The organism is Microbacterium sp. JZ101 (assembly GCF_053903175.1).
This window is the reverse complement of sequence record NZ_CP096400.1, coordinates 1,934,258-1,958,537: the sequence shown is the minus strand read 5'-3', so window position 1 is coordinate 1,958,537 and position 24,280 is coordinate 1,934,258. Positions and strand designations below refer to the sequence as shown.

At 72.0% G+C, this 24,280-nt stretch carries 22 protein-coding genes and 2 tRNA genes; 13 read left to right on the top strand and 11 right to left on the bottom strand.

What is annotated here, in order from left to right; genetic code table 11:
* Nucleotides 1-92: 92 nt before the first annotated feature.
* Nucleotides 93-575, top strand: coding sequence for a single-stranded DNA-binding protein (gene ssb / locus M1D56_RS09170; protein WP_456283339.1), 483 nt, complete (start codon nucleotides 93-95; stop codon nucleotides 573-575).
* 3 nt (nucleotides 576-578) lie between these two features.
* Here ssb and M1D56_RS09165 read toward each other — a convergent pair whose 3' ends face one another.
* On the bottom strand, nucleotides 579-1,442 hold the full coding sequence (locus tag M1D56_RS09165) for a hypothetical protein (RefSeq protein ID WP_456283337.1): 864 nt from the start codon (nucleotides 1,440-1,442) through the stop codon (nucleotides 579-581).
* A 127-nt stretch (nucleotides 1,443-1,569) separates the two neighbouring features.
* Here M1D56_RS09165 and ettA point away from each other — a divergent pair, with 127 nt between their 5' ends.
* Nucleotides 1,570-3,249, top strand: coding sequence for an energy-dependent translational throttle protein EttA (gene ettA / locus M1D56_RS09160; RefSeq protein ID WP_271172045.1), 1,680 nt, complete (start codon nucleotides 1,570-1,572; stop codon nucleotides 3,247-3,249).
* 67 nt (nucleotides 3,250-3,316) lie between these two features.
* On the opposite strand, the gene M1D56_RS09155 is transcribed toward ettA, so the two are convergent.
* The 3 genes from M1D56_RS09155 to M1D56_RS09145 all read right to left on the bottom strand — a co-directional run bounded on the left by M1D56_RS09155 (nucleotide 3,317) and on the right by M1D56_RS09145 (nucleotide 6,545).
* The gene (locus M1D56_RS09155; protein ID WP_282977909.1) at nucleotides 3,317-4,225 is read right to left on the bottom strand and encodes a glycine betaine ABC transporter substrate-binding protein; all 909 of its coding nucleotides are present in this window, start codon (nucleotides 4,223-4,225) and stop codon (nucleotides 3,317-3,319) included.
* 65 nt (nucleotides 4,226-4,290) lie between these two features.
* Complete coding sequence (locus M1D56_RS09150; protein ID WP_456283335.1) at nucleotides 4,291-5,238, bottom strand: ABC transporter permease; 948 nt, start codon at nucleotides 5,236-5,238, stop codon at nucleotides 4,291-4,293.
* Nucleotides 5,238-6,545 (bottom strand): quaternary amine ABC transporter ATP-binding protein, encoded by a 1,308-nt coding sequence (locus M1D56_RS09145; protein WP_456283334.1) that lies wholly within the window; start codon nucleotides 6,543-6,545, stop codon nucleotides 5,238-5,240. Before M1D56_RS09145 ends, M1D56_RS09150 begins: the two co-directional genes overlap by 1 nt.
* Before the next feature lie 420 nt (nucleotides 6,546-6,965).
* On the opposite strand from M1D56_RS09145, the gene M1D56_RS09140 reads away from it, so the two are divergent.
* From M1D56_RS09140 to sufU, 3 genes are all read left to right on the top strand, one after another.
* The gene (locus M1D56_RS09140; protein WP_271172041.1) at nucleotides 6,966-7,448 is read left to right on the top strand and encodes an acyl-CoA thioesterase; all 483 of its coding nucleotides are present in this window, start codon (nucleotides 6,966-6,968) and stop codon (nucleotides 7,446-7,448) included.
* A 68-nt stretch (nucleotides 7,449-7,516) separates the two neighbouring features.
* Nucleotides 7,517-8,782 (top strand): SufS family cysteine desulfurase, encoded by a 1,266-nt coding sequence (locus M1D56_RS09135; RefSeq protein ID WP_456283333.1) that lies wholly within the window; start codon nucleotides 7,517-7,519, stop codon nucleotides 8,780-8,782.
* Nucleotides 8,779-9,216: a Fe-S cluster assembly sulfur transfer protein SufU gene (gene sufU, locus M1D56_RS09130; RefSeq protein WP_324014633.1), complete on the top strand. Its 438-nt coding sequence runs from the start codon at nucleotides 8,779-8,781 to the stop codon at nucleotides 9,214-9,216. Before M1D56_RS09135 ends, sufU begins: the two co-directional genes overlap by 4 nt.
* On the opposite strand, the gene M1D56_RS09125 is transcribed toward sufU, so the two are convergent.
* A complete protein-coding gene (locus M1D56_RS09125; RefSeq protein ID WP_456285224.1) occupies nucleotides 9,200-10,060 on the bottom strand; it encodes an acyl-CoA thioesterase in 861 nt (286 codons plus the stop codon). The two genes, sufU and M1D56_RS09125, sit on opposite strands and share 17 nt — an antisense overlap.
* 121 nt (nucleotides 10,061-10,181) lie before the next feature.
* On the opposite strand from M1D56_RS09125, the gene M1D56_RS09120 reads away from it, so the two are divergent.
* Nucleotides 10,182-10,844: a hypothetical protein gene (locus tag M1D56_RS09120; RefSeq protein ID WP_271172038.1), complete on the top strand. Its 663-nt coding sequence runs from the start codon at nucleotides 10,182-10,184 to the stop codon at nucleotides 10,842-10,844.
* An 18-nt stretch (nucleotides 10,845-10,862) separates the two neighbouring features.
* On the opposite strand, the gene M1D56_RS09115 is transcribed toward M1D56_RS09120, so the two are convergent.
* The 3 genes from M1D56_RS09115 to pepN form a co-directional block, all read right to left on the bottom strand.
* A complete protein-coding gene (locus M1D56_RS09115; RefSeq protein ID WP_271172037.1) occupies nucleotides 10,863-11,285 on the bottom strand; it encodes a globin in 423 nt (140 codons plus the stop codon).
* A complete protein-coding gene (locus M1D56_RS09110; RefSeq protein WP_456283332.1) occupies nucleotides 11,282-12,370 on the bottom strand; it encodes a mechanosensitive ion channel family protein in 1,089 nt (362 codons plus the stop codon). Before M1D56_RS09110 ends, M1D56_RS09115 begins: the two co-directional genes overlap by 4 nt.
* A gap of 69 nt (nucleotides 12,371-12,439) precedes the next feature.
* The gene (pepN, locus tag M1D56_RS09105) at nucleotides 12,440-14,989 is read right to left on the bottom strand and encodes an aminopeptidase N (RefSeq protein WP_456283331.1); all 2,550 of its coding nucleotides are present in this window, start codon (nucleotides 14,987-14,989) and stop codon (nucleotides 12,440-12,442) included.
* A gap of 183 nt (nucleotides 14,990-15,172) precedes the next feature.
* Here pepN and M1D56_RS09100 point away from each other — a divergent pair, with 183 nt between their 5' ends.
* The 4 genes from M1D56_RS09100 to M1D56_RS09085 are packed head-to-tail and all read left to right on the top strand — an operon-like array spanning nucleotide 15,173 to nucleotide 19,442.
* Nucleotides 15,173-16,375, top strand: a complete 1,203-nt coding sequence (locus M1D56_RS09100) for a ferrochelatase (RefSeq protein WP_456283330.1) — start codon at nucleotides 15,173-15,175, stop codon at nucleotides 16,373-16,375.
* Between the two features lie 41 nt (nucleotides 16,376-16,416).
* Complete coding sequence (locus M1D56_RS09095; protein WP_456283328.1) at nucleotides 16,417-16,914, top strand: ribose-5-phosphate isomerase; 498 nt, start codon at nucleotides 16,417-16,419, stop codon at nucleotides 16,912-16,914.
* 3 nt (nucleotides 16,915-16,917) lie between these two features.
* On the top strand, nucleotides 16,918-17,940 hold the full coding sequence (locus tag M1D56_RS09090; RefSeq protein ID WP_456283327.1) for an Fpg/Nei family DNA glycosylase: 1,023 nt from the start codon (nucleotides 16,918-16,920) through the stop codon (nucleotides 17,938-17,940).
* Nucleotides 17,928-19,442: an amidohydrolase gene (locus tag M1D56_RS09085; protein WP_456285223.1), complete on the top strand. Its 1,515-nt coding sequence runs from the start codon at nucleotides 17,928-17,930 to the stop codon at nucleotides 19,440-19,442. The genes M1D56_RS09090 and M1D56_RS09085 overlap by 13 nt, the downstream gene beginning before the upstream one ends.
* An 82-nt stretch (nucleotides 19,443-19,524) precedes the next feature.
* Here M1D56_RS09085 and M1D56_RS09080 read toward each other — a convergent pair whose 3' ends face one another.
* On the bottom strand, nucleotides 19,525-20,010 hold the full coding sequence (locus M1D56_RS09080) for a Dps family protein (RefSeq protein ID WP_271172031.1): 486 nt from the start codon (nucleotides 20,008-20,010) through the stop codon (nucleotides 19,525-19,527).
* A 183-nt stretch (nucleotides 20,011-20,193) separates the two neighbouring features.
* Here M1D56_RS09080 and M1D56_RS09075 point away from each other — a divergent pair, with 183 nt between their 5' ends.
* Complete coding sequence (locus M1D56_RS09075; RefSeq protein WP_271172030.1) at nucleotides 20,194-20,739, top strand: gamma carbonic anhydrase family protein; 546 nt, start codon at nucleotides 20,194-20,196, stop codon at nucleotides 20,737-20,739.
* On the opposite strand, the gene M1D56_RS09070 is transcribed toward M1D56_RS09075, so the two are convergent.
* Both M1D56_RS09070 and M1D56_RS09065 read right to left on the bottom strand, forming a co-directional pair.
* Nucleotides 20,740-23,604: a helix-turn-helix transcriptional regulator gene (locus M1D56_RS09070; protein WP_456283326.1), complete on the bottom strand. Its 2,865-nt coding sequence runs from the start codon at nucleotides 23,602-23,604 to the stop codon at nucleotides 20,740-20,742. It lies immediately after the preceding gene.
* Nucleotides 23,605-23,651: 47 nt separating this feature from the next.
* Nucleotides 23,652-23,834, bottom strand: a complete 183-nt coding sequence (locus tag M1D56_RS09065) for a hypothetical protein (RefSeq protein WP_271172028.1) — start codon at nucleotides 23,832-23,834, stop codon at nucleotides 23,652-23,654.
* Between the two features lie 153 nt (nucleotides 23,835-23,987).
* Here M1D56_RS09065 and M1D56_RS09060 point away from each other — a divergent pair.
* Nucleotides 23,988-24,061 (top strand) — tRNA-Gly (locus tag M1D56_RS09060).
* Nucleotides 24,062-24,155: 94 nt separating this feature from the next.
* Nucleotides 24,156-24,232, top strand: a tRNA-Pro gene (locus M1D56_RS09055).
* Nucleotides 24,233-24,280 lie beyond the last annotated feature (48 nt).

Below are 24,280 nucleotides of genomic sequence, written 5' to 3'. Positions count from 1 at the left end.
CCACAGATGCGCTGGTCCTGCTCCGCCGGCAGGAGGGAGCCGCTGTCCTGGTGAGATCACGCCGGGGACAGCCCCCGGCAGGAGGGATCGCCATGAAGGACCAGATCGCCGTCGTCGGGAACATCGCGACCGACCCGACGTCGAGCACGCTGCCATCCGGGACCGCTGCCCTGAGCTTCCGGCTCGCGACGAATCATCGGCGCTTCGACCGGGAGAAGGACACGTACGTCGAGGAGGCGGCGAACTTCTACTCGGTGAGCGCGTATCGGTCGCTCGCCGCCAACGGCGCCCTGTCGCTCGCGAAGGGCATGCGGGTGGTCGTCTGCGGCCGGCTGCGCGTCCGCTCCTGGGAGAACGACAGAGGCAAGGGCACGGGGATCGAGATCATCGCCGACGCGATCGGCATCGACCTCCAGTTCGCGACGGCCAGCGTGTCGCGCAACAGCTTCGCGGGCAGCGACAGCCGCGGACAGCGGGACACACGCGACGACAGCGCCATCGATGAGGCCTCGTCCGATGCCGCCTGGGAGGTCGTCACCGTTCCGGAGGGAGAGCCCGCGGCGACGCCGTTCTGAGCGTCAGCCCGCGGTGTCGACAGGCTCGAGGGTCTGCGCGGGAACGACCCCCACGTCGACGATGTCGCGGTCGCCGAGGGGCGCGTCCAGCTCGAGCGCGAACGGGGTGGCCGGGTTGCTCTGACAGGTCCAGGCGTCGGCGGTCTCATCCGGTCGGACTCCGATGACGATCTCGACCGACTCCTCCGTCTCGATGAGGCTCGCGAGCTCGACGCGGCCCTCGGCGTCCTCACCGCCGTGGCAGGCGAGCTCCGTCACGAGCAGGTGCACGGTCGTGTCCGAGGGGGCCGGCGGCTGCTCGGGGTCCAGAGCGATGGCGGCCGCGTTCAGCTCGCCCGCGTCTGCCCGCGGCGCGCACGGCCCCGACGATGCGACGGTCCACTCGGCGGGCCGGTCGGATCCCGCCTCGTGCCAGAGCAGGGTGACCTGCTCGAAGGCGGGTGCCGAGCCCTCGGCTTCGGCACGCGGATGGAGAAGGGCGATCTGACGGTCGTCCGCGCTCGCGACCAGCCAGGTCTCGGGCGCTTCGGCCGCAGCGAGCGGCATGCCCGCATCGTCGGCCGCGGATTCCACGGCCTCGCGGACGTGCTCATCGGCGCGGGAGAGGGGGACGGGCTTCACCAGCGCGTCGGACGAGAACGAGAGGCCACCGCAGCGGAGCGTCTGGCCCGGCTCGACGTCGTAGGCCGGGATGGTCGCCGACGGCGACGGGTCGCCGTCCGCATCGGGGCCCGGCCGGGCTCCCGGCGTCGCGCAGCCGGAGAGGAGGACGGCGCACGCGACCGCCGCGGCCCATCCGCCGGCCGTGCGGCCTCCTCGGCGGCGGGGAATCCCCATGGTCGTCGGCTCGCGGTCGGGGGTGCGCATGTCGGCCTCCAGCATCGTCGTCGGCGTGCAACTCTCACTGTCGGGTGTCCGCGAACCGGAGGATCGTCTCAGAACCCGTGCGAGGCTCTCGGTCCGCCGCGGGAGCGGCCCCTAGACTGGATGCCAAATGGCTGAATACATCTATCAAATGGTGCGCGCCCGCAAGTCGGTGGGCGACAAGCTCATCCTCGACGACGTCACGATGGCGTTCCTGCCCGGTGCCAAGATCGGCATGGTGGGCCCCAACGGCGCCGGCAAGTCGACGATCCTCAAGATCATGGCGGGGCTCGATCAGCCGTCGAACGGCGACGCGACCCTGACCCCCGGGTACTCCGTCGGCATCCTCATGCAGGAGCCCGAGCTCGACGAGTCGAAGACCGTGATCGAGAACATCCAGGACGGCATCGCGATCAAGGCGAAGCTCGACCGGTTCAACGAGATCTCGGGCCTCATGGCCGAGCCCGACGCTGACTTCGACGCGCTTCTCGCCGAGATGGGCGCGCTGCAGGAGGAGATCGACGCCGCGGACGGCTGGGACCTCGACTCCCAGCTCGAGCAGGCCATGGACGCTCTCCGCACGCCGCCTGCCGATGCCGCCATCGCGCCGCTCTCCGGCGGTGAGAAGCGCCGCGTCGCGCTCGCCAAGCTCCTGCTGCAGAAGCCCGACCTCCTGCTCCTCGACGAGCCCACGAACCACCTCGACGCCGAGAGCGTGCTGTGGCTCGAGCAGCACCTGCAGTCCTACAAGGGCGCCGTGATCGCGATCACCCACGACCGGTACTTCCTCGACCATGTCGCGGAGTGGATCGCCGAGGTCGACCGCGGGCGTCTCTATCCGTACGAGGGCAACTACTCCACCTACCTCGAGAAGAAGGCAGAGCGCCTCGAGGTGCAGGGCAAGAAGGACGCCAAGCTCCAGAAGCGCCTCAAGGAGGAGCTGGAGTGGGTCCGCTCGAACGCGAAGGGCCGCCAGGCGAAGTCGAAGGCGCGTCTCGCGCGCTACGAGGAGATGGCGAACGAGGCCGAGCGCACGCGGAAGCTCGACTTCGAGGAGATCCAGATCCCCGCCGGCCCGCGTCTGGGCAACGTCGTGATCGAGGCGAAGAACCTGCAGAAGGGCTTCGACGGGCGCACGCTCATCGACGGCCTCAGCTTCAGCCTCCCGCCGAACGGCATCGTCGGCGTCATCGGCCCGAACGGCGTCGGCAAGACGACGCTCTTCAAGACGATCGTGGGCCTCGAGCCGCTCGACGGCGGTGACCTCAAGATCGGCGAGACGGTGAAGATCAGCTACGTCGACCAGTCGCGCGCGAACATCGACCCGGAGAAGACGCTCTGGGAGGTCGTCTCGGACGGGCTCGACTACATCACGGTCGGCAAGACCGAGATCCCCTCGCGCGCCTACGTGTCGAAGTTCGGCTTCAAGGGCCCCGACCAGCAGAAGAAGGCCGGCGTCCTCTCGGGCGGCGAGCGGAACCGACTCAACCTCGCGCTCACGCTCAAGGAGGGCGGCAACCTGCTCCTCCTCGACGAGCCGACGAACGACCTCGACGTCGAGACGCTCGGCTCGCTCGAGAACGCGCTGCTCGAGTTCCCCGGCTGCGCCGTCGTGATCACCCACGACCGGTGGTTCCTCGACCGCATCGCCACGCACATCCTCGCGTACGAGGGCACCGACGAGAACCCGGCCAACTGGCACTGGTTCGAGGGCAACTTCGAGGCGTACGAGGCGAACAAGATCGACCGGCTCGGTCCGGACGCCGCGCGCCCGCACCGCACGACGCACCGCAAGCTCACGCGCGACTGAGCGGCGTCGCGCCGACACGACGAAGCCGCCCCGGGTTCTCCCGGGGCGGCTTCGTCGTGGGTGTCCGTCAGTCGGCGACGATCGTGTCGAAGGCGTCGGGGTGCTCCTCGAGCCATGCGTCGACGGCCTCCGCCTCCTTGCCCTCGCCGAACTCGTTCACGACGAGGTCCTCGAGCGAGCCGTATTCGGCGTCGTCGAGCTGGATGCCGGCGATGAGCTCCGCCGCCTCGGGGAACTCCTCCGCGAAGCCGGCGGTGCCGAGGAAGTGCAGCGCCTCGGGGTCGCCCATCGCGCCCTTCGGGTCCTCGAGATCCTTGATGTCGTAGGCGTCGTTCGCCCAGAACGGACGCCACAGCGTGACCGCGATGTCCTCCTGCGCGTCGATGGCGCTGCCGAGCTCGGTCAGCATGGCCGCGGTCGACGACGTCACGAGCTCGTAGTCGGCATCGAGGCCGTACTCGGGCATCATGACCTCCTGCGTCTGCTTGGTCAGGCCCGCGCCGGGCTCGATGCCGTAGATCTTGCCGTCGAAGCGGTCGGCCTGACCCGCGAGGTCCTCGATCGAGTTCACGTCGTCCATGTAGGTCGGCACCGCGATCGTGAGCTTCGCGTTGTCGTAGTAGGCGCCGAGATCCTCGATGTCGTCGCCGTACTGCTCCATGTAGTCGCGGTGTGTGAGCTCGGGCCAGGCGGAGGGGTAGATGTCGACGTCGCCCTGCGCGAGTCCCGCGTACAGCGGGCCGGCCTCGGTGAGCGTCTGCATCTCGACCGTGTAGCCGAGCTTCTCGAGCTGATCCTGGAGCAGGTAGGCCGTGCTGAGGCCATCCGTCCAGGCGGGCAGGAACCCGAGCGTGATCGTGCCCTTGTCTCCCTCGCCTGCGCCGGCGGCGTCGCCGTCGCCGCTCGCACAGCCCGCGAGGGCCAGGGCCGTGGTGGCGCCGAGGGCCAGGATGGCCGTGATGCGTCGCTTCGTCATGTTCGCGTTCCTTCTCTCGTTGCGTGTGATGTCGTGCGTTTCGGATGGTCGCTGGGTGCGGATGGTCATGGCGTGGGCACGGCGGTGCGGGCGTCGGGGGCATGTGCGATCGCGACGTCGTCCGATGTCGCCGCGCGCTGCGCCGCGCGTCGGCGCGACAGGAGGCCCAGAAGCGAGGACGGGTACTCGCTCGGCGTGCCGAGGGCCGCGGTGAAGCGATCGAGGAACACGGCGAGCAGGACGACGCCGAGCCCGGCCTCGACTCCCTGACCGGTGTTCACGGTGGAGATCGCCTGCACGACCATCTTCCCGAGGCCGTCGGCTCCCGCCATCCCGGCGATCACGGCCATCGAGAGCGCGAGCATGATCACCTGGTTGACCCCGGCCATGATGGTCGGCATCGCGAGCGGGAGCTGGACGCCTCGCAGGATCTGCCCGGGTGTCGCGCCGAACGCGTGCCCGGCCTCGACCGTCTCGGCGTCGACGCCGCGGATGCCGAGCTCGGTGAGGCGCACGCCGGGAGGGAGAGCGAAGATCACGGTCGCGACGAGGCCGGGGACGACGCCGATGCTGAAGAAGACGATCGCGGGGATGAGGTACACCATCGCCGGCATCGTCTGCATGAAGTCGAGCACGGGCTTGAGGACGGCGCGGACGGCATCGCTGCGCGCCGACCAGATGCCGAGCGGCACGCCGATCAGGACCGCGACGAACGCGGCGACGACCACGAGCGCGAGCGTCTGCATCGCGGGCTCCCAGAGGTCCATGCCGACGATCACGGCGAACGAGATCGCCGTGCCGACCGCGAGCTGCCACGAGCGGACGAGCCACGCGAGGAGCGCGGCGACCGCGATCGTGAGGGGGAAGGGCGTCCCGACGAGCGCGTCGGTGAGGCCGTCCACGAGGGTGCGCACGACGAGCGCGACGACGTCGAGGAGGCCCTCGAGGTTGTCCTTGGCCCAGTCGACGGCGGCGGAGACCGCGTCGCCGATCGGGAGGCGGAACCCGTCCATCAGCGCACCTCCTCGGCGTCGGCGGCGGCCGCCGCGGCGGCATCGGCCTCCGCGAGCACCTGATCGATCACGGCCGAGGGGATGGGCGGCTGGAGCACGGTGATCTCCTCGGTGGATCCGGGGCCGGGCCCGAGGGCGGCGAGCAGGGTGACACGGGGGATGACGCCCACGAGGCGACCCGTGTCATCGGTCACCGCGAGCGGGAGCGGCGACTCGACGGCGGGCACGAACAGGTCCATCAGGACGTCGTCCTGGCTCACGGCCTGCGGAACCGGCTTCAGGATCGACGCGAGCGCGCTCTCGCCGCGGCGGATGAGCTTCATCGCGTCGCGGTCGGTGATCATCCCGGCGAGGCGACGATCGCGGCCGACGACATAGGCCGCCGACGTGTAGGCGTCGCGCATCGTGCGCAGCGCCGTGCGCGGGCCGGCGCCCTCGGCGACGACGGGTCGAGGGCGCTCCATGACATTGCCGGCGGTCAGCACGCGGGCACGATCGACGTCCTGGACGAACTGCTCGACGTAGTCGTTCGCGGGGTCGGTGAGGATGTCCTCCGGCGTGCCGATCTGGACGATGCGGCCGTCGCGCATCACCGCGATGCGGTCGCCCAGGTACATGGCCTCATTGAGATCGTGCGTGATGAAGACGATCGTCTTCTGCAGGCGCTGCTGCAGCTCGATGAGCTGGTCCTGCATCTCCCGGCGGATGAGCGGGTCCAGGGCGCTGAACGCCTCGTCCATGAGCAGGATGTCGGTGTCGGCGGCCAGAGCGCGCGCGATGCCGACCCGCTGCTGCATCCCTCCGGAGAGCTCGGCGGGGAGCTTGTCGCCCCATCCCTCGAGGCCCACCATGGCGAGGATCTCGGTCGCCTTCGCCTCGCGAGAGCGGCGGTCGACGCCCTTGAGCTCGAGCGGGTACGCGACGTTCGCGGCCACCGTGCGATGGGGGAGCAGGGCGAAGTGCTGGAACACCATCGAGACGTGCTCGCGCCGGGTCGCGCGCAGCCGACTCGCCGGGATCCCCGCGATCGGCTCCCCGTTCACGGTGATCGTCCCGGCGGTGATGTCGTGCAGGCCGTTGAGCATGCGGATGAGCGTCGACTTGCCGGAGCCGGAGAGCCCCATCACGACGAAGATCTCGCCGCGGCGGACCTCGAAGGAGGCGTCGATCACGGCCGCCGTGGCGCCGTCGAGCTCATCGCGCGGGGTTCCGGCGCGCAGCCGCTCGACGGCGTCGTGCGGTCGGCGCCCGAAGACCTTGTAGAGGCCCTCCGCGCGCAGGGCGATGGAAGTGTCGTTCTCGGTCACGTGTCCCCTGTGCCGAGCGCGGAGACTCAGGGCAGCGCGATCCGCGTTCGGTCATCGGTTGCGGTCCGGGCAGGCGACGGGCCGGGCACGAGGCTCCTGGCGCAGTCGTCCGGGTTGACGACTGGATCGTCTGCCATACGCATGCCGCGACATGGCGGCATCCGCGGTCCTGGGCGGAACACCCCGGTCGTGTCGGACGCGTCGCCGGCGGTGTGAGGCGCGTCCCGCGCTGCGGCAGGACGACCTCGGTCACCCTAGCAAGCCGGATGGCGGCGCCGCGGGCGCGCTCCCACGTCGACCGCTCCGCCGCGATCCGCGTGATCATGCGGAAGGACGGGGTATCGTCGGACGAGGATGACCGGTCGCGACCGTGACCGTATCGTTACCGGCCGCGGTCCGTCCGGGCCGGAGAGGAGCCCGATGACCCGCGTGCACGTGCCCATCCAGCTGCGCTGGGGCGACCTCGACGCCTTCGGCCATGTCAACAACGCCTCGATGCTGCGCCTGCTCGAGGAGGCCCGGTGCCGCGCGTTCTTCCGCGCTGAGGACTCCGACGACGACATCCCGCCGACCGCCGTGTTCGATCCCGAGGTCCTCGGGTCGCCCACGGGGGTCGTGACGCTGATCGCGCGGCAGAGCATCGAGTACCTGCGGCCCGTGCCGTACCGTCACCGCCCGCTCGACGTGCAGCTCTGGCTCGGGCGCATCGGCGGGTCGAGCATCGACGTCTGCTACGAGGTGCACAGCGCGGTCGGCGAGGAGGAGCGCGTCGTGTACGCGCGAGCCGACGCCGTCGTCGTGCTCGTCGACATCGCGACCGGCCGACCGGTTCGCCTCACCCCCGAGATGCGCGCCGCATGGGAGCCGTTCCTGGAGGAGCCGGTGGCCTTCACCCGTCGGTGACGGAGACGACCGGCCCTGCGGATGAGAGACTGGAAGACGCCCTCCTCCACCCCTGCAGGGAGCCATCCATGCCAGACGTCACGCCCGCACCCGTCCGCGAGGACGTCCGTGCGGACTTCCCCGGGATCTCGGGACGCCCCGACCGCGTGTACCTCGACTCGGCCGCGACGTCGCAGCGTCCGGAGGCCGTGATCTCCGCCGAGGCCGACTTCGCGCGCCACGACTACGCGGCCGTGCACCGGGGATCGAGCCTCGCGACCGGCGAGGCGACGTTCGCCTTCGAGACCGCGCGCGAGCGCGTCGCAGCGTTCGTCGGCGCGGGGGAGCGCGAGGTCGTCTGGACCGAGAACGCCACCGACGCGCTCAACATGGTCGCGCTCGGGATCGCGGACGCGTCGGCCGGCCTCGGCGGAGAGCGCTTCGCGCTGCGCGCCGGCGACGAGATCCTCGTCACCGAGGCCGAGCACCATGCCGACCTCATCCCGTGGCAGCGGCTCGCGCGCCGGACGGGCGCGACGCTGCGCTGGGTGCCGGTCGACGACCGCGGCCTCTGGACGATCGACGACCTGCGCGCGCAGCTGACCGCGCGGACCAGGGTCGTCGCGTTCGCGCACGTGTCGAACGTCACCGGGATGATCGCGCCGGCGGCCGAGATCGCGTCGCTCGCGCGTGACGTCGGCGCGCTCAGCGTGCTCGACGCGTGCCAGTCGGCGCCGCATCTGCCGCTCAACCTGGGCGCGCTCGGAGTCGACTTCGCGGCGTTCTCGGGGCACAAGATGCTCGGCCCGAACGGCATCGGGGTGCTGTACGGGCGCGCCGAGCTCCTCGACGAGCTGCCCCCCGCACGCACGGGCGGCTCCACGATCACGACCGTCACGATGGAGGACGCCGAGTTCCTTCCCGCACCGCAGCGCTTCGAGGCCGGCACCCAGCCCGTCACGCAGGTCGTGGGCCTGGGAGCAGCCGTCGACTACCTCGAGGGCATCGGGATGGACGCCGTGCACGCGCATGAGGCGCAGCTCGCCGGCGAGCTCGTCGACGCCGTCGCGTCGGTTCCCGGCGTGCGGCTCGTCGGCCCCGAGCCCGGAGCCGAGCGCGCCGCGCTCGCGAGCTTCATCGTCGACGGCGTGCACGCGCACGACGTCGGCCAGTTCCTCGACGACCGCGGCATCACGGTGCGGACGGGGCACCACTGCGCCCAGCCGCTGCACCGTCGTCTCGGGGTCGCGGCGACGACGCGCGCGAGCGTCTATCTCTACACGACGTCGGACGAGATCGCGGCGCTGCGAGACGCGCTGCGCGAGGTCCGCGGATTCTTCGGAGCGGACCGATGAGCGCAGACCTGCAGAGCCTGTACCAGGAGCTGATCCTGGACCACGCGCGCGATCCCGAGGGCAAGGGCGACCCGACGCCGCTCGACTACACGCACCACGAGCTCAACCCGTCGTGCGGAGACGAGATCACGGTCGGCGTGAGCCTCGACGACGACGACGCGATCGCCTCGATCGTGTGGGATGGCCACGGCTGCTCGATCTCGATGGCCTCGGCGTCGATCATGACGGGGCTGCTCGAGCACGCGACGCGCGAGGAGGCGCTCGCGCGCATCGACGAGTTCCGGACCATGCTGCGCTCGCGCGGGTCGATCGCGCCGTCCGAGGCGCTCGGCGACGCCGCGGCCCTGCAAGGCGTCGCGAAGTACGTCATGCGCATCAAGTGCGCCATGCTCGGCTGGGTCGCCCTCGAAGCCGATCTCAGGCAGGCGGGCTGACTGCGTCGGACGCCGGCACGCGGAGCATGATCTCCTGCGCGACCGACGCGACGAGCGCGCCGTCGCGCGTGTAGAGGCGGCCGAACGCGAGACCGCGGCCGCCCTGCGCTCCCGGTGACTCCTGCACGTAGAGCAGCCAGTCGTCGGCGCGCGCCGGCCGATGCCACCACATCGCGTGGTCGAGGCTCGCGACCTTCAGCCCGGGCGTCGACCACGCGACGCCCGCGCCGCGCATCGACGGCTCCTGGATCGTGTAGTCGCTGAGATAGGCGAGCGCCGCCTGATGGAGCAGGCGGCTGTCGCCGATCGGGCGCCGCACGCGCGTCCAGACGGCCTGCGTCGGTCGAGCGCCGCCCGTCGGCTCCACGAGGAGGCTTCCCTCGACGTGCCGCACCTCGATCGGATTCGCCGCGAGAAGACGCTGCGAGTGCGGATGGCGGTCGAGCTCCCGGAGCGGATCGGGCAGGTCCTCGGGCGCGGGGACCTCGGGCATCGGCAGCTGGTGCTCTACCCCTTCGTCCTCGTCCTGGAAGGAGAGGATGCCCGAGAAGATCGGCACGCCGTCCTGATATCCCTGCACGCGCCGGCGGGCGAAGGATCGTCCGTCGTGGATGCGGTCGACGCCGAAGGTGATGTCCTTGCGCATGTCGCCCGGCCGCAGGAAGTAGCCGTGGAGCGAGTGCACGTGGCGGTCGTCGGCGATCGTGCGCGCGGCGGCGGACACCACCTGCGAGAGCACCTGGCCGCCGAACACGCGCCCGCTCGGCATGAAGTGCGAGCGGCCGAGGAAGATGTCCTCGTGCGTGCGGGCCTCCATCCGCTCGAGCTCGATCACGTCGAGCATCGTCTGGACGGGGTCGTCGGTCCGTGCGTCGATGGTCACTCGGGTCTCCGTTCGCCGCTCCGCCCGCGCCTCGTGAGCGCGAGCGCACGCAGCCGAGGCGTGCCTTGCTAGTTTAGAGCGGGTGACCGCTCGCCTCGTGCTCGCCGACGACCAGACCGCCCGCGATGCGCTGACCTTCGCCGGTCGCGCTTCCCGCATCGGGGACGAGGGCGTGCGGCTGCAGGCGTCGGAGGGCGTCCTCGTCATGTCCTCGGCCGCGCTGGCGCCTCAGGGACTGCTCGACCGCACGCCGACCGTCCTCGCGATGCGGGTCCTGCGAGCCGATCCCGAGCTGCAGTGCGACCTCACCGTGGCGTCGCTCACGGAGACCGAGGACCCCCGCGCCCTCGCGCTGCCCGACACCGCGCTCGCGCCCGCGTGGGCAGGGGTGTCGCCGCCTCGCGGCGGCTGGACCCGCACGGGCGGCATCGCCGCCGCGTCGCTCGCGAGCCGCGCGCAGTGGGGCATCGCCGCGGTCGCGCACGCGCTCCCGGACCAGCCGGGGGAGGACGTCGTCCGCCAGGTGCGCGGCAGCGTCTGGGGCGAGCCGGACGAGGAGCTCGGCGGTCTGCCGCGGGGCGTCGCGTTCGCCGCGTTCTCGTTCGGGTTCATCGGCGGCGAGGAGGAGGCGCGCGTGTCGACCGCGGGCCGCTGGACCCGCGTGACGCTCGAGCGGGGTCACATCCTCACCCGCGGGCCCGCGGCGGTCGGCCTCACGCCGGTCCGGGAGACGGGCGCGCGCTGAGCCGGGAGCGCTGACCCGTCAGCGTCCGGGCTGGGGCTCGAACGTGTTCACCATGGCGTGCGCGGCGCGCTCGAGGTAGTCCCAGAGCGTCGCCTCGTGGACCGGCGACAGGCCGAGCTCGTCGACGGCTGCGCGCATGTGGGCCAGCCATCGGTCGCGCGCCTCGGGGTCGATGTGGAACCCGACGTGGCGCATGCGCAGGCGCGGGTGGCCTCGGGTCTCGCTGTACGTCGTCGGACCGCCCCAGTACTGCTCGAGGAAGAGCAGCAGGCGCTCCTCGGCGGGGCCCAGGTCCTCCTCGGGGTACATCGGCTTCAGCACCTCGTCGTCCGCGACGCCGCGGTAGAAGGCGGCGACGAGCCTCTGGAATGTCGGGCGCCCGCCGACCTGCTCGTAGAACGTCCCCACGCCGAGGGGGCGCAGGCTCTTCGGCTCGCTCACGTGTCGGCTCCCTCTTCCTCGTCCTGTCCGCCCTCCTGGCGCCCCGCGGGCGCCGTCGGGCTCTTCTCGTCGCGCCGTCGCGGTCGCCACGTCGGCCTCTCGGGGAGCTCGCTCGTGATCGTCGGCGGGTTCGCCCCGCGCACGCGGAGGGCGCCCTCCGCGCCCTCGAGCGTCGCGCGGGCGATGCCCGTGACGTCGATGCCCTCGGTGAGGAGGACCGCGCGCAGGCGCTCGCGCAGTTCGCGCGCGACGTCGTCCTTCGCGGTCGGCTTGGCCTTGATCACGAGGCGGACGACGAGGGTCTCGCCCTCGAGCGACTCGAGGCCCCAGACCTCCGGCTCGCCGATGACGCGCGAGCGCCAGCGCGGATCGTGCGCGAGTCCGAGCGAGGTGTCGGCGATGAGGCTCTCGACATCCTCGATCACGATGTCCTTCGGGAGGGTCAGGTCGAGGACGACCCGCGACCATCCCTGGGTCATGTTGCCGATGCGCGTGATCTCGCCGTTGCGGACGTACCAGAGCACCCCGTTGACGTCGCGGACGTGCGTGATGCGCACGCTGACGAACTCCACGACACCGGTCGCGAGGCCGAGGTCGACGACGTCGCCGATGCCGATCTGGTCCTCCGCGACGATGAAGATGCCGTTGAGGACGTCCTTGACGATGTTCTGCGCGCCGAAGCCGAGGCCCGCGCCGACAGCGGCGGTGAGCAGCGAGAGCGACGCCAGCACGTTCGGCACGAGGATCGAGGCGACGAGGACGAGCGCGACGACGACCATCGCGATGTTGACGACGTTCGTGAGGATCGAGCCGAGCGTGCGCGTGCGCTGCACGACGCGCACGGATGCGAGCGGCGACCGCTCGAGCGCGCGCGTGTCGTCGACCTTCGCCTTGCTCTTCGCGCCCTCGACGATGCGCTTCACGACGCGTCGGATGACGAGGCGGAGGATCCACGCGACGATCACGCACGCGAGGACGGCGCCGACGGCTCCGATGAGTCTCAGACCGAACGCGCCGAGGGCGGCGAGGATCTGCTGCCAGAAGTCCGGGTCGGCGAGGTCGTTCACGTTCGTGGGCGTCATCATCACCTCGATCGTACGGCGCGAGCCCCGGTGGATCCTCTGGATCGCACCGGGGCTCGCTGTGAGCGGGGGCTACTCGGCGTCGCGCTCCTGCGCGGCGATCGCGCGCTCGACGCCGGCGAGGTTCTCGGCGACGATCCGGCGCAGCGCGGCGGGCGCATCGGCGTGCTCGCCGAGCCACGCGCGCGTCGCCTTGCGCAGGTCGGCGTTCGCGAGCGGCGCGGGGTACAGCAGCTCGATGAGGTACGACGCGATCTGGAACGTGCGGGACTCCCACACGGGGATCAGCATCTCGAAGTACTTCTCGACGAACGGCTCGAGCTGGTCGCGCGTCGCGGGGTGGACGAACCCGAGCGCCGCCGAGCGGACGACGGTGTTGGGAAGCGCGTCGCTGTCGATGAGCGACGCCCACGCGGCGGCCTTCCCCTCGGCCGTCGGGAGCGCGGCGCGCGCCTGGGCCGCGGACTCGGCGCCCTTGGCCGTGTTGTCGGCGGCCAGTGCCGCGTCGATCGCCGCGTCGTCGGCGCGGCCGCCGGCGGCGAGCGAGACGAGCAGCTGCCACGAGAGGTCGGTGTCGATCTCGAGTCCCTCGAGCACGATCTCGCCGTCGCGCAGCGCGCGGACCCGATCCCAGTGCGCGGGCTCGGAGGCGGCGGAGGCGAAGGCCGTCGTCAGCTGCAGTTGGAGGTCGCTGCCGGGCTCGGCGTCCTGCAGGAGCGCCCACAGGCCGTCGGCGACCTTGCGGCGCGTCTCGGTGCGCGTCTCGGGTGCGACGTAGCTGTTCGCCGCGAGCTGGAGCTGCGTGAGGGTCGTGCGGATGGTCGTCGACTCGGTCTCGCGGCCGATGTTGCGCAGGACGAGGTCGACGTAGTCGCTCGCCGCGGTCTCGGCGTCGCGCGTCTGATCCCACGCGGCGCCCCAGACGAGCGAGCGCGCGAGCGGGTCCGCGATGTCGGCGAGGTGGTCGATCGCCGTCGCGAGGCTGCGGTCGTCGAGGCGGATCTTCGCGTAGGCGAGGTCTCCGTCGTTGAGGAGGACGAGGGCGGGGCGGCGCATGCCCTTGAGCTGCGGCACCTCGGTGAGGTCGCCGTCCACGTCGATCTCGACGCTGTGCGTGCGCGTCAGGGCGCCGTCCTGCAGGTCGTAGAAGCCGATGCCGAGGCGGTGCGGGCGGATGGTCGGGTAGTCCGCCGGGGCCGTCTGCGTGATCGCGAAGCGCGTGATGCGGCCGTCGTGGTCGTCGTCGACGACGGGGGAGAGCGTGTTGACGCCTGCCGTCTCGAGCCACTTGCGAGACCACGGGGCGAGGTCGCGGCCGCTCGTCTTCTCGAGCTCGACGAGGAGGTCGGAGAGGGTGGTGTTCCCGTACGCGTGCTTCTGGAAGTAGGCGCCGACGCCCTGGAAGAACGCGTCGATGCCGACCCACGCGGCCAGCTGCTTGAGGACCGAGCCGCCCTTGGCGTACGTGATCCCGTCGAAGTTGACCTGGACATCCTCGAGGTCGTTGATCTCGGCGACGATCGGATGCGTCGAGGGGAGCTGATCCTGGCGGTACGCCCAGGTCTTCTCCATGGCGTTGAACGTCGTCCACGCCTCGGTCCACTCGGTGGCCTCGGCCGTGGCGATCGTCGACGCCCACTCGGCGAACGACTCGTTGAGCCACAGGTCGTTCCACCACTTCATGGTCACGAGGTCGCCGAACCACATGTGAGCCAGCTCGTGCAGGATCGTGACGACGCGACGCTCCCTCACGGCGTCGGTGACCTTGCTGCGGAACACGTACGTCTCGGTGAAGGTGACCGCTCCCGCGTTCTCCATCGCGCCCGCGTTGAACTCGGGGACGAAGAGCTGGTCGTACTTCGCGAACGGGTACGGGTATCCGAACTTCTCCTCGAAGTACGCGAAGCCCTGACGGGTCTTCTCGAAGACGTAGTCGGCGTCCATGTGCTGCCACAGGCTCTTGCGGGCGAAGATGCCCAGCGGGATGACGCGGCCGGACGCCGACGTCAGCTCCGAGCGGGTCTCCTCGTACGGGCCCGCGATGAGCGCCGTGATGTAGGACGAGATGCGCGGGGTGGGCTCGAAGCCCCACGTCGCGTTGACGCCGTCGTCGTGCGGGATGGGCTCGGGCGTGGGCTGGTTCGACACGACCTTCCACGACGCCGGCGCGGTCACCGTGAACTGGAACGTCGCCTTGAGGTCGGGCTGCTCGAACACCGCGAAGACGCGCCGCGAGTCCGGCACCTCGAACTGGGAATAGAGGTACACCTCGCCGTCGACGGGGTCGACGAAGCGGTGGAGGCCCTCGCCCGTGTTCGTGTACAGGCAGTCGGCGTCGACGACGAGCTCGTTCTCGGCCTCCAGGTCGTCGAGTCGGATGCGCGCGTCGGCGTAGGCGGATGACGGGTCGATCTCGCGGCCGTTCAGGGTGATCTCCCGCACGTCGCGCGCGATGAGGTCGATGAAGGTGCTCGCTCCCGGCGTCGCGGCGAATCGCACCACGCTGCGCGATCCGAACACCTCTGCGCCCTTGGTCAGGTCGAGCGCGATCTCGTACGTCTGCGTCTCGACGATCGCGCGGCGCTCCTGCGCCTCGACGCGGGTGAGGTTCTCTCCAGGCACTGTTTCACTCCCATGGGGTAGGGGACGAAAGATCTCCGGGCGCGCGGGTGACGCCTGCGGCAACCTGAACAGCCTACGTGCTCGACGGGCTCCGCTCACGGGAATCGCGGCGGGACCGCCCGTGACGGGACCCTGAACGCCGCCTGAACACCCTGATTTCTACGCGGGTGCGAAGATGGAGGGGTGACGACGAGCAGCCCCCCGACGCAGTCAGCGGTCCCCTTCGCCTCCCCGGCCGCGGCCGGGGGAGACCCGTTCGTCGAGGCCCCCGTCGCCTACGACGCGATCGTGCTCTCGAGCTTCGGCGGCCCCGAGGGGCAGGACGACGTCATCCCCTTCCTGCGCAACGTGACGCACGGCAGGGGGATCCCCGACGAGCGTCTCGAGGAGGTCGCCGTCCACTACCGCCACTTCGGCGGCGTGAGCCCGATCAACGCCCAGAACCGCGCGCTCAAGGCCGCGCTGGAGGCCGAGATCGCCCGGCGGGGCCTCGACCTGCCGGTCTACTGGGGCAACCGCAACTGGGCGCCGTACCTCGATGACGCCGTTCGGGCCGCTCACGCCGACGGGCACCGCACCCTGCTCGCGATCGCCACGAGCGCCTACAGCTCGTACTCGAGCGACCGTCAGTACCGCGAGGACTACGCACGCGTCCTCGCCGAGACGGGCCTGGGAACGGGGGACGACCCCGTGACGATCGACAAGGTGCGCCTGTTCTTCGACCACCCCGGCTTCGTCGAGCCCTTCTACGAGGGCGTGCGCGACGCGGTCGCCGGGTTCCTCGCGGACGGGGTGGGCGCCGGGGCGGTGCGCGTGCTGTTCTCGACGCACTCGATCCCGACCGCCGACGCCGACCGCTCCGGTCCGCGCGATCGCTCCTGGCCCGAGGGGGGAGCGTACGCGGCGCAGCACCGGGCCGTGGCGGCGCACATCATGCAGCGCCTCGCCGACGAGATCCCGGCCGCAGCGAGGACCGGATGGGACCTCGTCTTCCAGTCGCGATCGGGCCCCGCGTCGCAGCCGTGGCTCGAGCCCGACGTCAACGACGTGATCGCCGGGCTGCCCGCGCAGGGTGTCGAGGCCGTCGCGATCGTGCCGCTCGGCTTCGTGAGCGACCACATGGAGGTCCTCTGGGACCTCGACAACGAGGCGATGGCGTCGGCCGCGGAGGCCGGCATCCGCGCGGTCCGCACGCGCACGCCCGGCACGCATCCGGCGTTCGTGGCGGGTCTCGTCGACCTCGTGGAGGAGCGCCTGCACGGAACGCCCGCGAGCGAGCGGCCGCACCTGACCGACCTGGGGCCCTGGTACGACGTGGCGCGCCCCGGCGACTGCGAGAACGCGCGGCTGGGCTTCCTGCCGGCCGCGGCGGGCGTCGCGCCCTGACCGTGCACGGGCACCCCCGCAGGTAGGGGAGAATCGTCTCCATGCGCATCCACATCGCGACCGATCACGCGGGTCTCGAGTTCTCGACCCAGCTGCAGCACCACCTCGCCTCCCAGGGCCACGAGGTCGTCGACCACGGGCCGGTCGAGTACGACCCGCTCGACGACTACCCCGCGTTCTGCATCCGCGCGGCGCAGGCGGTCGTCGACGACCAGCGCGCCGGCGTCCCCGCGCTCGGCGTCGTCTTCGGCGGCTCGGGCAACGGCGAGCAGATCGCGGCGAACAAGGTCGAGGGCATCCGCGCGGCGCTCGTGTGGAACCTCTCGACCGCCGAGCTCGCGCGCGAGCACAACGACGCGAACGTCATCGCCATCGGCGCGCGCCAGCACACGTTCGAGGACGTCACGCGCTTCATCGACCGCTTCATCCAGACGCCGTTCTCGAACGACGAGCGTCACGTCCGCCGGATCGCGCAGATCGGCGCCTACGAGCGCGACGGCGCCCTCGTCGACGGGCCCGCTCCGCGCACGATGTCCTAGCGGATGCCCGAGGGTCATTCCGTCCACCGGATCACGCGGCAGTTCGCGCGCAACTTCGTCGGCCGCCCGGTCGGGGCGACGAGCCCGCAGGGGCGCTTCGCGGAGGGTGCGGCCATCCTCGACGGTCGCACGATGACGCGCGCCGAGGCGGTCGGCAAGCAGATGTTCCTCGAGTTCGACGAGGATGTCTGGCTGCGCGTGCACCTCGGCCTGTACGGAGCGTGGGACTTCGCCGGCGAGATCCTCGTCGACCCGACGATCGCGTCCGCGAACGGGCGGATGGGGCAGACGAATCAGCGCGGCACCGACCTCTCCGACGCCGACCGCGTGTTCGACGACGCCGGCGAGAACTCCCTCGCGTCGATCGGCGCCCCGCGTCGCACGCGCGTGCACGTGCGGATGTCCGAGCAGACGCGAGGGCTCGACGAGCCGGACGGCCTGGCCGCCTCCGACGCCGAGTGGCCGCCGCCCGTCGTCGGCCAGGTGCGCGTCCGCCTGCTCACGGAGACGACCTGCGCGGACCTCCGCGGACCCACCGCATGCGTCGTGCAGCGGCCGGACGAGATCGCCCGCGTGATCGCCAAGCTCGGCCCCGACCCGCTCGTCGGCGACGTCGGTGAGGGCGAGGAGCGCTTCCTTGCGGCGGTCCGCCGCCGGAATGTCGCGATCGGCCAGCTGCTCATGGACCAGTCGGTCGTGAGCGGCATCGGCAACGTCTACCGCGCTGAGATGCTCTTCCGCGCGGGGCTCGACCCGCACACGCCGGGGAAGGACATCCCCGAGGAGACGGTGCGCAGGCTGTGGCGCGACTGGGTCGTGCTCCTGCGCATCGGCGTCGAGACGGGGCAGATGATGACCATGGACGGGCTCGAGGGCGACGCCTGGCGTCGCGCGATGGCGAGCAGGGACGACCGCCACTGGGTCTACCACCGCGCGGGCCTGCCCTGCCGGGTCTGCGGCACGGAGATCGTGCTCGAGGAGATGCAGGCGCGCAAGCTCTACTGGTGCCCGACATGCCAGCGCTGAGCCAAGGCGACCGGGTCGACGTCATTGCAGATGTCCGCATCGGGGGCGAGGGGCGCGAGCTGCTCGCCCACCCCGAGTACGACGTCGACGGCGTGTACGACGTGTGGCTCGCGGACGGACGGATCGCCGACATCGCGCCCGCTGGCGCGATCCGCCGAAGCGGCGCGGTGCTCGACGGCGCGGGCGGATGGCTCGTCCCCGGCCTCTGGGACCATCACGTCCACACGCTCGAGTGCGCGCTCGCGCAGGGCACGCCGTCGGTCGAGCACGCCGCGTCCGCCGAGGAGGCCGCGCGCGCGGCCGCGGCCGCCCCGGTCCGAGCAGACGGGCGCCGGGTCGTCGCGCGCCTGCGTGACGGCCTCTGGTCGGATGCCGCCGACCTGGGCCTCCTCGACGAGGTGACCGGCGACATCCCGACCTATCTCGTGAGCTCCGATCTCCACGGCGTCTGGCTGAACTCGGCCGCCGCGCGGCGTGAGGGCCTCGCGGCCGACGTCGCGGGTCTCGTGCGCGAGGGCGCCGCCTTCCTCGTCGAGCAGCGTCTCAAGCAGCTCGCCCCGGAGGACGAGGACGCCGCGCTGGACCGGATGCTCGCGGCCGCGGCCGCGAGGGGCGTCGTCGGCGTGCAGGACCTCGAGATCGGGTGGAACGCCGACCGGTGGCGACGGCGGATGGCGCGGGGCGACGAGCGCGTCCGCGTGCGCTTCGACGTGTATCCCGACGACCTGGACCGGGCGATCTCCGAGGGGCTGTCGACCGGCGAGGCGCTCGACGGGTCGGACCGCGTGTCCTTCGGGATGCTCAAGGTCATCTCCGACGGGTCGCTGGGCACGCGGACAGCCGCGACGAGCGCCCCGTACGCCGACGGCGTCAGCCGCGGGCGCCTGAACGTCGAGCCGCGCGCGCTCATCGAGCTCGTGGCGCGCGCCGCGAGCGCGGGCATCGCGACGACGATCCACGCGATCGGAGACGTCGCGGCCCGGCACGCGCTCGACGCGTTCGCGGCCGCCGACGTGCCCGGGCGCATCGAGCACGTCCAGCTCGTCGCGCGCACCGACATCGCGCGGTTCGCCCGCCTCGGCGTCGAGGCCAGCGTGCAGCCCGAGCATGCCCTCGACGATCGCGAGCTCGCCGCCGTCGAGTGGGCTGCGCAGACGGCGGTCGCCTATCCGCTCCGCGAGCTGGTCGAGGCCGGAGCCTGCCTGCTGCTCGGGTCCGACGCGCCGGTCTCGCCCCTCGACCCGTGGGTCCAGATGGCCGCCGCGGTCTTCCGCACCCGCGACGCGAGCGAGCCCTGGCGGGTCGATCAGGCTCTCGACGCCCGCACGGCTCTCGCCGCCTCGACCGACGGCGGCACGGCGGATCCGGCGCGGGTCCTGCCCGGCGAGCCGGCTGACCTGGCACTCGTCGGGCACGACCCGCTGACTTCGGGAGCCGACGCGCTGCGTGCCATGCCGGTGCACGCGACTCTCGTCGACGGGCGCCTCACGCACCTCGGCTAGGGAGCCGCGCGCCCACCGCGCCGTGACACGTCGAAGGCCTCGCTCCGAGCGGAGCGAGGCCTTCTGACGAGGAGAGCGAGGGTCACTCGGCGATGTGCGCCACGAGGAACCAGCGGTCCTTCTCGAGGCCCGCCTTGATCTCGATGGCGACGTCCTGGCTCGTGAGGTCGACCTCGTCGAGACCGTCGATGGCGGCCTGGAGGTCGGCCAGAACGGCGTCGATGTCGGAGACGATGCCGCGGATGACGGCGTCCGACTGGGCGAAGCCCGCGGGCGCGCCGGTGGTCGGGACCTTGCCGGCGACGGCGGCGAGGCGCGCGTCGATGGGGAGGCCCAGGGCCACGATGCGCTCGGCGGCGAGGTCCGCCCACTCCTGCACGTGGTCGACGAGCGTGTCGAGGAACTCGTGCACGCCGATGAAGTTGGCGCCGCGCACGTGCCAGTGCGCCTGCTTGCCGTTGACGCCGAGAGCCTGGAGGCCGAGGACGACGGGAGAGAGGAACTGGGCCGAGCCGGCGGCGACGGTCGGGTCGGCGGCGGTCGCGGAGATGGTCTGTGCGTCGCTCATGAGGATTCTCCTTCGTCTTGCCGGGCGCGTGTCGCGCCCTGTCGCTGAAGACAACGCTACTCGTCGGCTGGCATTCCGCAAGCAAGCAGAGGCTCGGCTAAATCGCAGATGATCGGGCGAAAGTTAGGCTTGCCGAACCTGGCATCGAAAGCGAGAGGGAGCGCGCGGACGTATCGTCGGACCATGAGCGTCTCGCCCCGTGCCACGGTCCTGCCTCTCGACGGCGTGCGGCCGGTCGTCCCGCCCGATGCGTTCCTCGCCGACGGAGCGCGCGTCGTCGGCGACGTCGTGCTCGGCCCTCAGACGAGCGTCTGGTACAACGCTGTCCTCCGGGGCGACACCGGCGCCATCCGCGTGGGCGCGCGCAGCAACCTCCAGGACAGCGTCTCGGTGCACGTCGGCGGCGGCTTCGACACCGAGATCGGCGACGACGTGTCGGTCGGGCACAACGCCGTGGTGCACGGCTGCCGCATCGGCGACCGGTCGCTCATCGGCATGGGCGCCGTCGTGCTGCAGGGCGCCGAGATCGGGGCCGAGTGCCTCGTCGCCGGGGGAGCGGTCGTGCTCGAGGGCACGGTCGTGCCGCCGCGGAGTCTTGTCGCGGGAGTGCCCGCGAAGGTCCGCCGCGCACTCACGGACGAGGAGGTCGCCGGACTCCTCCGGAACGCCGAGAACTACCTCGCGCACGCGGCGCGCCATGAGGCGGCGCTCCGCGACGGCGAGCGCTGATCAGGGCGCGGTCGCGCCGAGCAGGTCGGCCGCCCGGTGTGCGGCCTCCGTGCGCGTCGCCGCTCCGAGCTTGCGGAGGATCGCGGAGACGTGCACGCTGACGGTCTTCGTGCTGATGAACAGGCGCTGCCCGATCTGGCCGTTGCTGAGGCCCTCGGCGACGAGCTCGAGGACCTGGAGCTCGCGCGCCGTGAGCACCGGATCGGCGTGCCCGTCGCGTCCCTGGAGACCGGCCTCGTCGGCCAGTGCATCCAGGTCGCGCAGGACGCCGAGGACGCCGCGTTCGCGCGCGGCCGCGCGTGCGGACGGAACGAGAGCCCGGGCGCCCGCGCGGTCTCCGGCCTCGACCCGTGCCCGCACCTGCTGGGCGAGCGCGTAGGGCAGCAGCCCGACCGGCGCCTCGCGGCCCTCCGCTGCTGCCGCGGCCGCGCGCCATGACGGCTCGTCGTCGGCGAGCTCGGCGCGGGTGAGCGCACTCCACACGCCGTGCGTCGGCCAGCCCGCGAACTGGTCGATCAGGCGCTCGGCGAGCCGGCCAGCCTCCTGCCCGAACGCGTGTCCGCCGCGCCTTCCGGCGAGACGCGCGACGCGGGCGAACGACCAGGCCAGCGGCACCGCGTTGCCCGAGTTCAGCGCGAGTCGCTCCACGGGCACGGCCCGCACGCCCGCCGCCGCGTCCCACGAGACCTCGGGCCGCCCGTCCGCGAGCGCGAGCTCCATGTCGACGCGCGCCACGGTGAGGAGGGCCTGGATCTCGTTCTCGGCGGTCGAGCGGAGCACGGCTCGGTGCGGTTCGAGCGTCGCGGCCGCGGCGGCGAGATCGCCCCGCCAGACGAGGGACCACGCGCGGACGACCGCGAGGTACGTCACGTTGACCGACGGGGGCGAGGCGGCCAGAGCGCGGTCGATGAGGGCGTCGACCTCGTCCCACCGGCCGAGGCTCGCGAGCGGGTCGGCGGCGTTCGACGCGAGGACGGTGCCCGAGGTGCGCTCGAGGCCGTAGGCCTGAGCCTCGGCCATCCCGAGCCGCGCGAGCTCGAGCGCGCGATCCGGGTCTCCGGCCCGCTGCGCGAGATCCGACGCGTTGACCCAGTACCGCAGGCGCGCGGCGCGATCGTCGCCTGCCAGCTGCCGTGCCTGCTCGAGCTCCGCCCACCCCGCTGCGAGGTCGCCGCCGTGCGCGAGGCAGAGCCCGGCGACGTTCATCGCGTTCGAGACGAGCGCGGTCGCTCCGAGCCGCTCCGCGACGGCGGCGCCCTCGAGAGCGAGGCGGCGGGCATCGGCGCGCTCGCCGGCCAGCATGAGCCGCCCGGCGAGGGAGATGAGCAGATCGACGCGCAGCTCCTCGTGCCCGCCGATCCGCTCGACGGTCGCGAGGGCGTCGCGATACGCCTCGATGGAGCCCGGACGGGCGGCGTTGGAGAGGGCGCGCGCGAGATTGCGCGTGAGGCGGACGTGGTGGATGGAATCGGGAGGGCACGCGGCCAGCGCGGAGCGCGACACGGCGATGCTGCGCTCGGTCTCGCCGGCGTTGCGGAGGTAGGTCGCGGCCCTCCCCATGAGCTCGAGCCACGGCATCCCGGCCGTGCTCTCGGCGTCGGGAACGGCATCCCACATCGCGAGCGCCTGCTCGGCGTGCTGCGCGGCGGACGCGTAGGCGGAGCTCGCCCGCGCCTCCTGCATCGCGCGGATCGAGGCGGGGAACGCCCGCGCGGCGTCTCGCGTCGACGCCAGGTGGTGCGCGACGGCCGCTGCCACGCGCGCGCCGGATGCGGCACGCTCCTCGAGCGCCTCGGCGTAGCGCTCGTGGAGCCGCTCGCGCTCGCCGGGAAGGGCGTCCTCGAGGATGGCCTCGCGCACGAGCGCGTGCCGGAACGCGTAGCCGTCGTCCGTGAGGACGAGGAGGCCCGCGTCGAGGGCCTCGCGGAGGGCGGCGTCGCGCGCGGTCGCGTCGAGGCCGTCGACCCTCTCGAGGAGCGCGTGCGCGACGGACAGCCCGCCGACCGAGAGAGCGCGCGCAAGCGCTCGTGCCGGATCGGACAGCCGCTCGTACCGCGCGAGCAGCAGGCTCCGCAGGCCGCCGGGGAGGGCGCGCTCGTCGTCGCAGCCCTCCACGGCGACGAGCTCCTCGAGATAGAAGGGCACGCCGTCGCTGCGGGCGGCGATCGCGTCGAGCTGCGGCCCCGCGACCGCCGTGCCGGTCAGCTCGCCGACGAGCGCGCGGACGTCCTCGCGGTCCAGGCGGCCCAGCTCGACGCGCGTCGTGGCACGGCTGCGCGCCAGCTCGCCGAGCAGATCGCGCGCGGGGTGCGTGCGGCCGATGTCCTCGGGCCGGTACGTGGCCACGACGAGCAGACGGGCGTCGAGCGAGACCCGCGCGAGGTAGGCGAGCACGCCGAGGCTCGCCCTGTCCATCCAGTGCACGTCCTCGAGGACGAGCACGACCGGCTGCTCGCGGCTCGCCGTCTCGAGCAGATGGGCGAGCGCCTCGTAGGGCTGCTGGCCGGTCGGCTCCGCCTCGCTCGCGAGCGCGGGCGCCATGCCCGAGAGGGCGGCGGCCCCGGGGCCCGCCAGCTCGCGCACGCGGTCGACGCCGAGGTCGGCGATGAGCACCCGCAGCGCGGCGGTGAAGGGCGTGTACGCCTCGCCGACGCGACCGAGGTCGACGCAGTGGCCCACGAGGACGCGCGCGCGGCCGCCGACCGCGGCCGCGAGATCGGAGACGAGCCGCGACTTGCCGATGCCGGCCTCGCCCGAGACGAGCGCGAGCGCGGGCTCGCCGCGCTCGGCGGCCTCGAAGAGCGCGACGAGCTGAGCGTGCTCGCTCTCGCGCCCGACCGTGCGCGGACTGGTCCTGATCGTCACCGCGTCATCATCACACGGACCGTCGACATCGCGGCGGACGGCGGACGTCACGACGAGAGGCGCGGGAGGAGTCGACGCGCCCGGGATGCTCGCCGAGTCGGGATCCGATCGCCCTGTGCGGCGTCGGCCTCGAGTCGCTCGCGGATCGAGCGCTCGCGAGCCGCACGGCGCTCGGCCTCCTCGATCTCGGCGCGGTGGACGGAGAGGCTGTGGAGAGGATCGATGAACATGACTCCACGGTCGTCCCTGAGGCGGCGCCGGAGCATCGGCAGAACGCCGTATTCCCGGGGCCGGACGAGCCGGATGAGGTACCTCAGACCGTGCCGTGTCGGAAGCACGTGCGCGCGTGGGATAGGATCGTTCACGCTGCCGGACGCAGTTCCGGGGATGTAGCTCAATGGTAGAGCCCCAGTCTTCCAAACTGGTCACGCGGGTTCGATTCCCGTCATCCCCTCCATCTCCTCTCTCGCCGCCCCGGGTGGCGAGTCCCGCCCGATCGGTCGGCTAGACTTTCCGAGGCCGTTTCGTGTTCCCGTGCGCGGGGATATCCGCGGGGCGTAGCTCAGCTTGGTAGAGCGCCCGCTTTGGGAGCGGGAGGCCGCAGGTTCAAATCCTGTCGCCCCGACCAACGGCCCATCCAGACCTCAGCCCGCGTCGCGACCGGCGTGCGGGTCCG

What these genes read in the sequence shown, in the direction of transcription:
- M1D56_RS09165 (WP_456283337.1), bottom strand. Translation starts at nt 1,442, where the DNA reads ATGCGCACCCCCGACCGCGAGCCGACGACCATGGGGATTCCCCGCCGC.
- M1D56_RS09080 (WP_271172031.1), bottom strand. Translation starts at nt 20,010, where the DNA reads ATGAGCGACGCACAGACCATCTCCGCGACCGCCGCCGACCCGACCGTC.
- M1D56_RS09065 (WP_271172028.1), bottom strand. Translation starts at nt 23,834, where the DNA reads ATGTTCATCGATCCTCTCCACAGCCTCTCCGTCCACCGCGCCGAGATC.
- M1D56_RS09135 (WP_456283333.1), top strand. Translation starts at nt 7,517, where the DNA reads ATGCCAGACGTCACGCCCGCACCCGTCCGCGAGGACGTCCGTGCGGAC.
- ettA (WP_271172045.1), top strand. Translation starts at nt 1,570, where the DNA reads ATGGCTGAATACATCTATCAAATGGTGCGCGCCCGCAAGTCGGTGGGC.
- M1D56_RS09125 (WP_456285224.1), bottom strand. Translation starts at nt 10,060, where the DNA reads ATGCTCGACGTGATCGAGCTCGAGCGGATGGAGGCCCGCACGCACGAG.
- sufU (WP_324014633.1), top strand. Translation starts at nt 8,779, where the DNA reads ATGAGCGCAGACCTGCAGAGCCTGTACCAGGAGCTGATCCTGGACCAC.
- M1D56_RS09090 (WP_456283327.1), top strand. Translation starts at nt 16,918, where the DNA reads ATGCCCGAGGGTCATTCCGTCCACCGGATCACGCGGCAGTTCGCGCGC.
- M1D56_RS09140 (WP_271172041.1), top strand. Translation starts at nt 6,966, where the DNA reads ATGACCCGCGTGCACGTGCCCATCCAGCTGCGCTGGGGCGACCTCGAC.
- M1D56_RS09150 (WP_456283335.1), bottom strand. Translation starts at nt 5,238, where the DNA reads ATGGACGGGTTCCGCCTCCCGATCGGCGACGCGGTCTCCGCCGCCGTC.
- M1D56_RS09110 (WP_456283332.1), bottom strand. Translation starts at nt 12,370, where the DNA reads ATGATGACGCCCACGAACGTGAACGACCTCGCCGACCCGGACTTCTGG.
- M1D56_RS09155 (WP_282977909.1), bottom strand. Translation starts at nt 4,225, where the DNA reads ATGACGAAGCGACGCATCACGGCCATCCTGGCCCTCGGCGCCACCACG.
- ssb (WP_456283339.1), top strand. Translation starts at nt 93, where the DNA reads ATGAAGGACCAGATCGCCGTCGTCGGGAACATCGCGACCGACCCGACG.
- M1D56_RS09095 (WP_456283328.1), top strand. Translation starts at nt 16,417, where the DNA reads ATGCGCATCCACATCGCGACCGATCACGCGGGTCTCGAGTTCTCGACC.
- M1D56_RS09085 (WP_456285223.1), top strand. Translation starts at nt 17,928, where the DNA reads ATGCCAGCGCTGAGCCAAGGCGACCGGGTCGACGTCATTGCAGATGTC.
- M1D56_RS09075 (WP_271172030.1), top strand. Translation starts at nt 20,194, where the DNA reads ATGAGCGTCTCGCCCCGTGCCACGGTCCTGCCTCTCGACGGCGTGCGG.